Annotated in this window: 10 protein-coding genes; 1 reads left to right on the plus strand and 9 read right to left on the minus strand. The window is 37.3% G+C overall.

Going from position 1 to position 13,728, the window contains the following annotated elements:
- Positions 1-128: 128 nt before the first annotated feature.
- The 9 genes from gpmI to QKW49_RS08500 form a co-directional block, all read right to left on the minus strand.
- Positions 129-1,661 carry a 2,3-bisphosphoglycerate-independent phosphoglycerate mutase gene (gene gpmI, locus QKW49_RS08460; protein WP_282867113.1) on the minus strand — a complete coding sequence of 511 codons (1,533 nt, stop codon included), beginning with the start codon at positions 1,659-1,661 and terminating at the stop codon, positions 129-131.
- A 237-nt stretch (positions 1,662-1,898) separates the two neighbouring features.
- On the minus strand, positions 1,899-3,845 hold the full coding sequence (tpiA, locus tag QKW49_RS08465; protein WP_282868095.1) for a triose-phosphate isomerase: 1,947 nt from the start codon (positions 3,843-3,845) through the stop codon (positions 1,899-1,901).
- 192 nt (positions 3,846-4,037) lie between these two features.
- Entirely contained in the window at positions 4,038-5,051 is a 1,014-nt protein-coding gene (gene gap, locus QKW49_RS08470) for a type I glyceraldehyde-3-phosphate dehydrogenase (protein WP_282867114.1), read from the minus strand.
- 429 nt (positions 5,052-5,480) lie between these two features.
- Entirely contained in the window at positions 5,481-6,326 is an 846-nt protein-coding gene (locus QKW49_RS08475; protein WP_282867115.1) for a DegV family protein, read from the minus strand.
- Between the two features lie 46 nt (positions 6,327-6,372).
- Complete coding sequence (trmL, locus tag QKW49_RS08480) at positions 6,373-6,867, minus strand: tRNA (uridine(34)/cytosine(34)/5-carboxymethylaminomethyluridine(34)-2'-O)-methyltransferase TrmL (protein WP_282867117.1); 495 nt, start codon at positions 6,865-6,867, stop codon at positions 6,373-6,375.
- Positions 6,868-6,984: 117 nt separating this feature from the next.
- A complete protein-coding gene (locus QKW49_RS08485; RefSeq protein ID WP_282867119.1) occupies positions 6,985-7,449 on the minus strand; it encodes a chemotaxis protein CheX in 465 nt (154 codons plus the stop codon).
- A gap of 126 nt (positions 7,450-7,575) precedes the next feature.
- The gene (locus QKW49_RS08490) at positions 7,576-8,748 is read right to left on the minus strand and encodes an AI-2E family transporter (RefSeq protein WP_282867120.1); all 1,173 of its coding nucleotides are present in this window, start codon (positions 8,746-8,748) and stop codon (positions 7,576-7,578) included.
- A gap of 138 nt (positions 8,749-8,886) precedes the next feature.
- Positions 8,887-9,708 (minus strand): Cof-type HAD-IIB family hydrolase, encoded by an 822-nt coding sequence (locus QKW49_RS08495; RefSeq protein WP_282867121.1) that lies wholly within the window; start codon positions 9,706-9,708, stop codon positions 8,887-8,889.
- A gap of 83 nt (positions 9,709-9,791) precedes the next feature.
- The gene (locus QKW49_RS08500) at positions 9,792-10,577 is read right to left on the minus strand and encodes a transposase (RefSeq protein ID WP_282867122.1); all 786 of its coding nucleotides are present in this window, start codon (positions 10,575-10,577) and stop codon (positions 9,792-9,794) included.
- Positions 10,578-10,898: 321 nt separating this feature from the next.
- Here QKW49_RS08500 and adhE point away from each other — a divergent pair, with 321 nt between their 5' ends.
- A complete protein-coding gene (adhE, locus tag QKW49_RS08505; RefSeq protein WP_282868096.1) occupies positions 10,899-13,607 on the plus strand; it encodes a bifunctional acetaldehyde-CoA/alcohol dehydrogenase in 2,709 nt (902 codons plus the stop codon).
- Positions 13,608-13,728 lie beyond the last annotated feature (121 nt).

A 13,728-nucleotide genomic window follows, 5' to 3' on the forward strand; every position in this document is an offset into this window, starting at 1 on the left:
GAAAACCGTCCCCATGTCACATTTTTTCTTCTACGCCTGACTGTAATGTATTTAGTGTTATTTATATATTCATTATTCACTATTCATTATTCACTATTCATTATTCACTATTCATTATTCACTATTCATTATTCACTAATAAGGCTTTCTCCGGTCATTTCATCCGGCTTTTCCAATTCCATAATATCCAGCATGGTTGGAGCGATGTCTGCCAATCTGCCTTTTGCAAGTTTGCCTTCCTTGCCAATCATGATGAGCGGTACAACATTGGTAGTATGTGCAGTGAATGGACCGTCTGTTTCATAATCAATCATTTGGTCCGAATTTCCGTGGTCTGCTGTTATCAAAACAACTCCATTCTGGGCTTGAACAGCTTCTACCACTTTAGCTATACACTCATCTACCGTTTCAACAGCTTTTACAGCAGCGTCAAATATACCGGTATGCCCAACCATATCGCAGTTTGCATAGTTCAATATGATCACATCATATTCTTTAGAATTAATGCGTTTTAATACTTCCTCAGTCACTTCATACGCACTCATTTCAGGCTGCAAATCATAAGTAGCGACCTTAGGTGACGGAATCAGCGCTCTATCTTCACCTTTGTATACCGCTTCAACCCCACCATTAAAGAAGAATGTAACATGGGCATACTTCTCAGTTTCTGCAATCCTTAACTGCCTGAATCCTTTTTCACTGATGTATTGACCAAAAGTATTGGTTAATTCCTGAGGCTTAAACGCTACCGAAACATTAGGCATTTCAGCATCATACTGAGTCATACATACAAAATAAAGAGGTAAATACCCTTTTTTTCTCTCAAATCCTTTGAAATCCGGATCTACAAAAGTACGTGTAATCTCTCTTGCTCTATCCGGACGGAAGTTAAAGAAAATAACTGAATCATTCTCTTCAACAAGCGCTGTAGACTTTCCATCTTTGGTGATAACTGTAGGGATTACAAACTCGTCCATAACTTCTTCATTATAAGATTTTTCAACTGCCGTTACTGCCGATTCACAAGTTGGGCCTTCACCCAATACCATTGCATCGTAAGCCTTTTGTACTCTTTCCCATCTATTGTCACGGTCCATTGAATAGTATCTGCCCATCACAGTTGCAACTTGACCTACGCCGATACCTCTCAATTTTTCAACAAGCTGCTGCACAAAACCTCTCCCTGAATTTGGCGGTACATCTCTTCCGTCAAGAAAACAATGTACGTACACCTCTTCCAAACCCTCTCTTTTGGCAAGTTCCAACAGTGCATATAAATGCGTATTGTGGCTATGTACGCCACCATCAGAAAGCAATCCGAATAAGTGAAGCTTCGAACCATGTTTTTTACAATTGTCAATAGCTTTTAACAACACTTCATTATTATAAAAATCTTCATCCTTAATGGACTTGGTAATACGGGTTAATTCTTGATATACAACTCTGCCTGCACCAATATTGGTATGTCCAACTTCGGAATTTCCCATTTGGCCTTCCGGCAGCCCTACATCCAAACCGCTGCAGTGAATAATGGTATTGGGATATTCCTTCATGAACCTATCCATATTTGGCGTATTAGCTGCTTTTATAGCATTTCCCTTTTCCATCTCGTTTAATCCATATCCGTCAAGGACAACTAACATAAGCAATTTATCTTTCATATAAATCTCCTTGTTGTATTAGTTCACAGTTCACGGTTCACAGTTCACAGATTTAAACCTTTAGTTTAACGATATTCCTATGTTCAGGCAAAACACCTACTTCGTACAAATTTTAGAAGCTGTTATACCATAACTTTACAGAACTGGCATCCTGCCTATATCTATACAGACAGAAATAGTACTGTTATCCCTTAGATCAAACGCCGTGAACTGTTAACTGTGAACCGTGAACCATCATTAATCGTTATATTTTACTATCTTGCTAAAGTCATCAGCCTTTAAGCTTGCACCGCCTACCAAACCGCCGTCTATATCAGGCATGTTCATCAACTCATTCGCATTTGCGGCATTTACACTTCCGCCGTATTGAATTCTGGTATGTACGGATACTTCTTCTCCAAATATTGCTTTTACTGTTTCCCTTATTACAGCGCACACTTCATTTGCCTGCTCAGAAGTAGCGGTTTTACCCGTGCCAATCGCCCAGATAGGCTCGTACGCTATAACTACTTGCTTTGCTTGCTCAGCAGTCAAGCCTTTCATAGCAATCTTAGTCTGCATTCTCACCAAATCATTGGTAATACCCTGCTCTCTTTGATCTAAGGATTCGCCTACACAAATGATAGGAGTAAGAGCATATTTGAAAGCAGTAATCACTTTCTTATTCACTGTTTCATCGGTTTCAGAAAAATACTGCCTTCTTTCGGAATGTCCGATTATAACATATTTAACCCCTAAATCAACCAACATATCGGGAGCAATTTCTCCTGTAAAAGCACCTTTTTCTTCAAAATACATATTTTGTGCACCTACTGCGATATTTGACCCTTGTATTGCAGCTTTTACGGCTGGGATACATACAAATGGCGGGCAGACAACCACTTCAGCATCAGCATTCGCTACAAGAGGCTTTAATTCTTCAATCAAAGCTGCTGATTGAGACGGCGTTTTATTCATCTTCCAGTTTCCTGCTATGATCTTTGTTCTTGGATTCTTATCGTTCAATACATCTATACCCGGCAATGTTTTCCCCTCCAAAAATTCGAGTGATGCCCCGCCACCAGTTGAAATATGCGTCATCTTATCGGCATATCCTAATTGCTCAACTGCCGCTGCAGAGTCTCCCCCTCCAATAATAGTAATTGCATCTGCTTTTGCAACTTCCTCCGCAATTTCCTTTGTTCCCTCAGCAAAACGTGGAAATTCAAATACGCCCATCGGCCCATTCCAAATAATGGTTTTTGCTTTCTTAATCACTTTCGCAAATTTATCTACTGTGATATGACCGATATCTACGCCCATCCATCCGTCAGGCATCGCGTCGGATGGTACATACATGGAATTGGCATCCGGTTTGAATGCGTCCGCAATGATACTACCTACCGGCAACAGCATATCTACGCCTTTTTCTTCTGCCTTCTGCATAAGTTTGCCGGCAAGCTCAAGCTTGTCATCTTCACAAATGGAATTACCGATCTTATAACCTTTTGCTTTTAAGAAGGTATAAGCCATACCTCCGCCGATAATTAATGCGTCCACCTTATCTAAAAGATTTTCTATAACACCTATTTTATCCGATACCTTTGCACCGCCAAGGATAGCAACAAAAGGTCTTGCAGGATTCGCTAAAGCTTTGCCCATGACTTCAATTTCTTTTTGAATAAGATATCCAGCTACTGCTGGAAGATAATCAGCAACACCTGCAGTAGATGCATGGGCTCTATGCGCTGTTCCAAAAGCATCATTTACAAAAATATCCGCCAGACTGGCAAGAGCTTTAGAAAATTCCGGATCATTCTTCTCTTCTTCTTTATGAAATCTAACGTTTTCCAAAAGCACAACATCGCCGGCTTTCATATTCGCAGCCGCAGCCTTTGCACTATCTCCTATCACATCCTCTGCCATTACCACTTTTTTATCCAATAGCTTGGCTAGTCTATCTGCAACAGGTTTAAGGCTGTATTTCTGATTGAATTCGCCTTTAGGTCTTCCAAGATGTGAACAAAGTATTACCTTAGCACCTTGATCAATCAGATATTTAATAGTAGGCAGAGCACCCACAATCCGATTTTCATCAGTAATATTCTTATTTTCATCCAACGGCACATTAAAGTCACATCTCACTAATACTCGTTTACCGGCCACATCAACATCTTCAATAGTTTTTTTGTTCATCACAATGATTCACCTCTTATTAAGTTTTTGTTCAGGAATTTCAAAAAAGTCCGGCCCTATAATGCATAATAGAACACATTACAAAACCGGACCTGTTTTTTTATTTGCGAAATCAGAGTTTAAAGCTATCCCTTATGTAAATGATATAACTTTACCCAATCTTAATACTACACTCCAAACAACTAATTGTTCAATGTCAACTTAGATACCTTTGCTTGCGATATAGTTTACAAGGTCAACAATTCTGTTGGAATAACCCCATTCATTGTCATACCATGAAACAACCTTAACCATATTATCGCCCATTACCATAGTAGATAATCCGTCAATAATAGATGATCTTGAATCACCTTTATAATCCATGGATACCAATGGTTCTTCCGAATATCCGAGTACTCCGTTCAGCGGGCCTTCAGCAGCAGATTTTAATGCTGCATTTACAGCTTCCATTGTTACAGGCTTTTCAGTTTCAATAACCATGTCAACGATAGAAACAGTAGGAGTTGGAACTCTCAACGCATAACCGTTGAATTTTCCTTTAAGCTGAGGTAATACTAAAGCAACAGCCTTTGCAGCACCGGTAGTTGTTGGAATCATAGAAAGTGCAGCAGCTCTAGCTCTTCTCAAATCTTCATGAGGAAGATCCAAAATTCTCTGGTCATTTGTATAAGAATGGATGGTTGTCATCAAGCCTTTTACAATACCGAATTCTGCGTCAATTACCTTTGCAAAAGGTGCAAGACAGTTAGTAGTACAAGAAGCATTAGAGATAACATTATGCTTTGCAGGATCATACTGTTCTTCATTAACACCCATAACAATTGTAATATCTTCATCTTTAGCAGGAGCAGAAATAACGACTTTTTTAGCACCGGCTTTTATATGCTTTTCAGCAGCTTCTTTCTTTGTAAATAAACCGGTAGATTCGATTACGATTTGAGCGCCAAGCTCTGCCCAAGGAAGGTTAGCCGGATCTCTTTCAGCTACAATTTTTACTTCTTTTCCGTTAACAACGATAGCACCTTCTTTAACTTCTACGGTACCGTTAAATCTTCCGAAACATGAATCATATTTTAACAAATGTGCAAGAGTTTTCGAGTCCGTTAAATCATTAATAGCAACTACTTCAATCTCATTTGAGAATTTTTCCATAATTACTTTAAAAGCATTTCTTCCAATTCTCCCAAAACCGTTAATACCTACTTTTACTGCCATAATAAATCATCCTCCCAGCATGTAATAATTATTTATATATTTATGTTAAGCCATTGAAGCGGCTTATTGGCTATTTACCAAGTGTTGCTATCTCGCCGACTACATTTTACATTATTTTAAATGAGTTTTCAAGAGATTGAATGAAAATAATTAAATTTTTAACAATTTTTTTATATTGATCAACAGCCCTTCTTAAACATCTCCAAATTATTGTTTTTTTATTCATTTTTTTTATACACTATGTCTAAATCAATAAATGCGTATATAAACATCGTAAGCGGCAAATCAGGACGACCACAGGTCGCCCCTACAATTTTATACTATATAGAGAGATTTTAGTCATAGTATTCTGCCAATAAACAAACAAGCAGATAGAGTTGTGTCTTCAATTCAAGCAACAACCTTGTCCACTTGCTTTTCCATAATCACCTAGTCTTTAATAGTAAATATTCCTACAATTCCGGGACCGGCATGTGCACCAATTACGCTCCCTACCTCAGTAATCATAAATCCTTTAGGATGAATCTCCCGCGCTATTGCTTCTTTTACTTCTTCTATCTTTTCAGGTATTGCGCCGTGCGCAAGACATATCATCTTATCTGAAGCATCGTAACCGTTAGCTCTAATTAGTTCTATCATTTTAGGTATTACTTTTTTGCTGCCACGTACTTTATCTATAGGCACTACCAACCCATCTCTGACTCCCAATACAGGTTTAATGCTTAAAATATTTCCGATGACCGCTGTTGCTAGGTTGATTCTACCGCCTTTTTTGAGGTATTCTAACGTATCCACAATAAAATATGTCTCCAACCTTTTTAGACTATTATGAATATAATCAACTATTTCTTGCTTATCCCTATCCGCTTTGGCCATCTTTGCAGCTTCAATCACAATCATGCCATAGCCAAAAGAAAATGCCATAGAATCAATGACTTCTATATCCGCATCCTCCAAACTGTTTTGGGCTATCACCGCAGATTGATATGTTCCACTTGCCTTAGAAGAAAGCGTAATGCATATAATGCTGTCATAGTCTTGCAGCGCTTCATTAAATGCTTCTTCAAAAGCAATAGGAGTGACCTGAGAAGTAGTAGGCATAATATCGGAATTTTCTAATTTATAAAAAAACTCCGCAGAAGTAATATCATACCAATCCTTATACGATTTATCCCCAAAGTGAACTGTTAAAGGGACAACCTTTATATCCAGCTCTTCCGCCAAGCCCTTAGGAATATCAGAAGTACTATCGGTAACAACCTTTATTCTTTCCATTGTTTTCCCTCCCAATGTTCGAATTGAGAATTATTAAAAATCCATTCTACCATTCAAACTTCGTTAAGCTTCCTTTGGTTTTGAGCATCTCAAACCCGCTTTGCCTTACTGCTTCATAAGCGATAATCGCTACTGAATTTGACAAATTTAATGACCTTGCTTCATCAATCATTGGAATCCGAATACACTTTTCCTTATTATGTTTTAACAGGTCTTCGGAGAGACCCGCAGTTTCTTTTCCAAATACTAAAAAGCTATTATCAGGATACTGGACATCACTATAGATATTAATTGCTTTGGTTGTCGCATAAAAGAAATTTCCATCTTTATGCGTATCAAGCATCTGCTCTATATTGTCATAATACTGCACATTAAGCAGATGCCAGTAATCAAGACCTGCCCTTTTTAAGTATCTGTCATCTACTGAAAATCCTAGAGGCCTAACAAGATGAAGGTTAGCACCGATAGCAGCGCATGTTCTCGCAATATTCCCTGTATTTTGGGGAATTTCAGGCTCAACAAGAACGATATTCAAATTCATTGTATAATCATCCTTTATAAACTATTAATAGTATAATATATCTCAAATTCAGTAAAGTATACAAATATAAAAACACCCTTGGGTGTTTTTATATTTGTATACTTTACTGTTTGTTAACTATTCCATCACAGCAATATCCAAGTCTATTGTTCCACCTGAAGAAAGCTTCAAAGGTACACAAACTGTTTTCATTTTATTAGTAGATATCTGCATGTTATCTCCTATCAAAAGAGAAGGTGGAGTAATATCAATAGGGATCCCTCGATTGTATAATATTGTCGCCGTATTTCCTAAAATCATATTTGTAGCCTCGGTAACAGCACTTTTAGAAATTTCGTCCAGTTCATTCACCGGCATTCCCATCATCATAGCTGACGCGATTTGACAGGCAATTTCTTTGCTCATAGAAAAGATAACCTGCCCCCTTAACTTTCCTGTTAGTCCTATGATAATGGCTAATGTATCACTTGCATACGGAGAAGTCTTAATGTGCAATTTACCTAAAGTGATATCCATATTTGCAACTGATTTCAAAACGGATTGACTTGCTTCAATAAACGGATTAATGTACTCTACATTCAACTTATAAGCACCACCTTTCCCATTGTTTTCAATCAATGCTTACTTATTATCTTAGTATATTCTATATATACCATAAAAAATCCTTCCAAATCACAATAATATTTATTTTTTCATTTATATGGGCCCTTAGATTCCTTCATTCTCTTTTATTCGGATACGTTTTTCAATAAAATTTACCAATAGTAATTTAATTACTGCAACGACAGGCACCCCTAAAAACATACCTGCAACACCAAAGAAACCTCCTCCAATGATAATGGCAAAAATAATCCAAAACGGACTTAATCCTATTGAGTCCCCCAAAATCTTAGGTCCCAATACCATTCCGTCAAATTGCTGTAGAATTAGGATAAAAACAGCCACCCATAATGCTTTTACAGGACTGTCAAACAGCGTAATAAGTACCGCCGGAATCCCTCCTATAATAGGTCCGAAATAAGGTATCATATTTGTAATCCCAATAATTACGCTGATCAGAAGCGCGTATTTTATATCTAAGATCATTAAACCTATAAAACACAAAACACCTATGATAGCAGAGTCAATCGCTTTGCCTATTATGAATTTTGAAAAAATTTGATTTACCTTTATAATGAATCCTTCTAACGATTCAACCGTCTCCACTTTTAATATCGCGCAAAAAAACTTTCTAAACTGAACCTTAAACTCTTCTTTCTCCATCAATATGTAAAAACTGATAATTAGCCCGAGAATATAACGAAGGAAAACCGTTGTAATATTGACGATCCCTTTCATCACGCTGCTTAGAGCAATATCGATATTTTGCAGGTTATACTTTTCAATGAATACAGTCATGTACCGTTCAGCATATTGTGACACATCATATACCGTCAGCAAATCATATTTTTCAGAAATATCGGAAATAAATGTATCCATACGCTTATAATATTCGGGAATATTATTAACAACATCACTTACGCTTTTAACTACTTTGGGCGCGATATAAATAACACATAATGTAATAAGCCCCAGCACAATGACATAAACTAGAAGAATACTGATCAATCTGCGAGTTTTCATCCTTTTTATTCTATTTGATATATGGCCTTTAAACAAATTCCTCTCCAACCACATGACATATGGATTAAATAAATACGCAGCTGCAAAACCGATCACAAAAGGAAGCAGTAATCTCCATGTGTAGTCTATAAGACTCTTAATACTATCAATAATACCAATAATATTATCTACTGTTTTATAAACGATGAGCACTGCTGTAACTAATAGAAAAATGTAAAAACTATATCGTATATATCTTCTTTCATACTTTGCCCTCATACGGCTTTATCACCACTTCATACATTAATTTTCTTATGTAAAATTCTTAATAAGATAAGTATTATTATACTCTATACAGGCCGGGAATTCCACTTGTATTTTCTTTATAAATCCCAATCCTTCACAGCTCCGTTAGTCCTATAAAAGGAATTTTTCCAATGCATACGCGACTCCGTCCTGATCATGATTTAAGGTAACAAAATCCGCAAGGCTTTTGACTTCATCCCATCCATTTTCCATCGCTACAGCAAAACCGGCAGCCTTCATCATAGAAATGTCATTTTCATTATCCCCTATTGCCATTACCTGATCCATGGCATAGCCAAAATGCTCCGCAAGGATTTTTAATGCTTTTCCTTTACTAACACCATTCTTCATAATTTCAAAATTATTTTTATCGGAACTGGCGATTTCTATCGTTTTCATATCTCCAAAAAGGGTTCTTACACTTTCAAGATATTCTACATCATCACACATGATGACAAACTTGGTCACCGGCTCACCGATCTTCTGAATGCTTTCCCAAACATCATCTACAATCTTTATATCTACCCGGTCTTCCTCATCAAACCTTTCATTAATCTTTGAGTATCTCAGAGTAGAAAATTCCAGTCTTTCAGCTACCATACTGTCCCCTATGTACGCGTGGAAATAGATATTGTTTTCACGTAATATCCTTACTACCTCTTTACAGTCCTGTACATCCATCAGTTCCTCATGAATGTTTTCACCGGTTTTTACACTTCTTATGGTCGCTCCATTACATGCGATAATGGGTTCTTGTGTCCCAATGATCTTGCTGTATATACGGGCGCCCATAAATATTCTCCCTGAACAGATGACCACCTTAATCCCTTTTTTCATTACCCGGGCAATAATATCAATATTTTTTTGACTGATTTCTTTTTCTGTATTCAATAATGTGCCATCCAAGTCAATAGCAACCAGTTTTATGTCCATAAAAGCCTCCTTAATTGTTGCAGACACTGCAGACACCGGCAGACACCGCAGACACCGCGCAGACACCGGGACGGTTCTCGTGTCTAATTTTTAAGAATCTTGTTTATCTTATCCTTATTTAAACCTGTGATCGCTGCAATTTTTCTTATTGATAAGTTAGTTGTTTGTTTGAAATCTTTGATTAATTCATCTATGCTTTTACGATGATCATCAGCAATATTAGTGACTCCCCTACTCTTTAGCATCTCTTGGTATAGCTTTTTTGCCTCATGTTCATCCATTGGTTCTTCTTTCTCCATTATATCCAAAAAAATTTCTTCTGTATTTTGATTCATAAATTTAACAAATTCTTTTCTAGCCAGTGCAATATCCTTTGAAAATAGACTCAATATCATATTGGTATCAACTGCTTTAGAAAAAGGACTTTTGCCATCTAAATAAGCATTATAGCTGCTCCATTTATATTCCCCTGTTGCTTTAACAATTCCTGCCTTAACAGGGTTTTGATGAATATACCTTGACAAAGCTAATACATAGCTATCTTCCTCTACTGCCTCACTTTTGTATCGATCCTGAAACAGATGCCCCACCCTTCTATACTTCTTGTTAAAATAATAGACATAGCTTACGGTAATCCGCTTCATTACCTTAGATACATCCTCTTCCCCTTCACATAGTAATAAGTGAACATGATTATCCATAAGACAGAATGCATGCAGGAAAAATCTACGTTCCGCCTTTTTATCAAAAAGTATTTCAACAAATTTTAACTTATCTTGCTCATTGAGAAATATATTCTTTTTTTCATTTCCACGAATCATAATATGGTAATATCCGCTTTTGCTTTTTATTCTCTCTTGTCTTGGCATTTTTATCACCTACAGTATATTGTATGGGATTATCTAGCAGAAGTCAAGACAAAAGAACCGTCCCCTTGTCTTACTTGTCTTAGTGTTACATTTTAGAACACCTTGTTATATAACTGAACAATGAATTTTCACGCAAACGTTCGATTATTGAGCATATAAAACTTTTGTTTTATGCAAGCTCCGCTTAATTAAGCTTTTTCTCTTTGGCATGAAAATTGCAATTATTTATATGTGCACACCCTAATTATTATAAAAAAGGAGGTTCAATATGAATGATTTAATGGACATGCTTTAGGAATCAATCCGAACAAGGTTATTAGAATTCCAACTACCAATTACAAAGATAGAAAGAGGTGCAGATCAATGATAGTGACAACTGTTAATGAATTTATGAAAAAGTTAGAAGAGGTAAGAGCTGCTCAAAAGAAGTTTGCTACGTACACTCAGGAGCAGGTCGATGAGATTTTCAGACAAGCTGCTCTAGCCGCAAACGCTGCTAGAATACCACTTTCAAAAATGACTGTGGAAGAAACAGGAATGGGTATAGTAGAGGACAAGGTTATTAAAAACCACTATGCTGCAGAATATATTTATAACAAATTCAAAAATGAAAAGACTTGTGGTGTTATCGAAAAAGATGAAGGATTTGGTATTGCTAGAATCGCAGAACCTATAGGAGTCATAGGAGCTGTTATTCCTACAACCAATCCAACATCAACTGCAATTTTTAAAGCTTTAATATGCTTAAAAACCAGAAACGGTATGATCTTTTCTCCTCACCCAAGAGCAAAAAAATCTACGATAGCTGCAGCTAAAATAGTGCTTGATGCAGCAGTTAAAGCCGGCGCTCCGGAAGGAATCATCGGATGGATAGACGAACCAACAGTTGAACTTTCACAAATTTTAATGAAAGAGGTAGATCTGATCCTGGCCACAGGTGGTCCCGGAATGGTTAAAGCTGCTTATTCATCCGGTAAACCGGCTATAGGAGTTGGCCCGGGGAATACACCGGCTATAATTGACGATTCAGCTGATATAAAGATGGCTGTAAGTTCAATACTTCTTTCAAAGACTTTTGATAACGGTGTTATCTGTGCTTCAGAGCAATCAGTAATAGTAGTTGAGTCTTTATATAACCAAGTTAGAAAAGAGTTCCAAGATAGAGGAGCCTACATTCTTAAGAAGGATGAAATAGACAAAGTCAGAAACATAATACTAGTAAATGGTACGATAAACGCTAAAATCGTTGGGCAACCGGCCTGGAAAATAGCTGAAATTGCAGGTTTAACAGTCCCCAAAACAGCTAAAGTTCTCATTGGGGAAGTAGAATCAGTTGCAGTGGAAGAACCTTTTGCACATGAAAAATTATCCCCTGTTCTTGCCCTATATAAAGCTAAGAACTTTGATGATGCACTTGCAAAAGCTGTAACACTTGTTGAGCATGGCGGATTCGGGCATACGTCCGTATTATATACAGATCCTTTGAAGGAAAAAGATAAAGTAGAAAAATTCTCTACTACTATGAAGACGGGCAGAACATTAATAAATTCTCCTTCATCCCATGGAGGTATTGGAGATTTATATAACTTTAAGCTGGCTCCCTCTTTAACACTAGGTTGCGGTTCATGGGGCGGAAATGCCGTATCTGAAAATGTTGGACCAAAACACTTGTTAAACATCAAGAGTGTGGCTGAGAGGAGAGAAAATATGCTTTGGTTTAGAGTCCCTGAAAAAATCTACTTTAAATATGGATGCCTTGGCGTTGGATTAAAAGATCTCAAGGACTTAAATAAGAAGAAAGCATTCATCGTAACCGATAAGGTACTTTATCAATTGGGATATGTAGATAAGGTTACAAAAATCCTTGATGAAATGGGCATCATTTATAAGATTTACTCGGATGTAGAACCTGATCCAACTTTAGCAACTGCTAAAAAAGGTGCTGCAGAAATGTTAAGCTTTGCGCCTGATACAATTATAGGTCTTGGCGGTGGATCGGCTATGGACGCTGCTAAAATTATGTGGGTAATGTACGAACATCCGGAAGTAGCATTCGAAGACCTGGCCTTGAGATTTATGGATATAAGAAAGAGAGTATATCCATTCCCTAAAATGGGCCAAAAGGCTATGATGATATCCATAGCAACATCCGCCGGTACCGGTTCGGAAGTTACTCCTTTCGCCGTAATTACCGATGAGCAAACAGGATCTAAGTATCCGTTAGCCGACTATGAACTGACTCCAAATATGGCTATCGTTGACGCTGAATTCATGATGGGCATGCCAAAAGGATTAACCGCTGCATCAGGTATAGACGCTTTGACTCATGCTATTGAAGCTTATGTATCAGTACTGGCTTCCGAATTCACTGATGGCTTAGCGTTACAGGCTATGGAATTAATATTCAAATACTTGCCTCTATCCTATAGCGAAGGTACCACAAATAAAGAAGCAAGAGAGAAAATGGCACACGCTTCATGTATCGCAGGAATGGCTTTCGCTAATGCATTCCTGGGAATCTGTCACTCACTGGCACACAAGCTGGGAGCTCAGCACCATATACCACACGGTGTTGCTAACGGACTGCTAATAAATGAAGTGATTAGATTCAATGCTGTAGATGCACCAACAAAGCAAACGGCTTTCCCTCAATACAAATATCCGAATGCTAAGGAAAGATATGCGAAAATCGCTGATTTCTTGGGCTTAGGTGGAAAAACTTTAGATGAAAAAGTTGAAGCATTGATCAAAGCTGTAGACGAATTGAAAGTAAAAGTTAACATGCCAATGACGATTAAAGAAGCCGGCGTTACAGAAGAAAAGTTCTATGCAACTCTTGATGATATGTCAGAAAAAGCTTATGATGATCAATGTACGGGAGGAAACCCAAGATATCCGTTAATAAGTGAGCTTAAAGAAATATATATAAAAGTTTTTGATAAGCAGAAAGCGATAAAAGAAGCAGCTAAAGAAGCGATAGAAGAAGCAGCTAAAGAAGTGGCTGCAACTAAAGAAGCAGGTAAGAAGTAAAACCTTTCAATAGGAGCAGCTAAAAAAGATAAGAATTTAACCTTCAAAACTGAGAAATTACTCAGTCTTGAAGGTTAAATTATCGTTTAAAGATTACAATATATCAATTATATAGGAGGGA

Origin of the sequence: Petroclostridium sp. X23 (genome assembly GCF_030013905.1) — a bacterium.
In the GTDB taxonomy this organism is placed as follows: Bacteria; Bacillota; Clostridia; order SK-Y3; family SK-Y3; genus X23.

Bases quoted from the DNA above. Each gene is read 5' to 3' on its own strand.
- gpmI (WP_282867113.1), bottom strand. From the start codon at position 1,661: ATGAAAGATAAATTGCTTATGTTAGTTGTCCTTGACGGATATGGATTA.
- gap (WP_282867114.1), bottom strand. From the start codon at position 5,051: ATGGCAGTAAAAGTAGGTATTAACGGTTTTGGGAGAATTGGAAGAAAT.
- QKW49_RS08475 (WP_282867115.1), bottom strand. From the start codon at position 6,326: ATGGAAAGAATAAAGGTTGTTACCGATAGTACTTCTGATATTCCTAAG.
- trmL (WP_282867117.1), bottom strand. From the start codon at position 6,867: ATGAATTTGAATATCGTTCTTGTTGAGCCTGAAATTCCCCAAAATACA.
- QKW49_RS08490 (WP_282867120.1), bottom strand. From the start codon at position 8,748: ATGAGGGCAAAGTATGAAAGAAGATATATACGATATAGTTTTTACATT.
- QKW49_RS08495 (WP_282867121.1), bottom strand. From the start codon at position 9,708: ATGGACATAAAACTGGTTGCTATTGACTTGGATGGCACATTATTGAAT.
- QKW49_RS08500 (WP_282867122.1), bottom strand. From the start codon at position 10,577: ATGCCAAGACAAGAGAGAATAAAAAGCAAAAGCGGATATTACCATATT.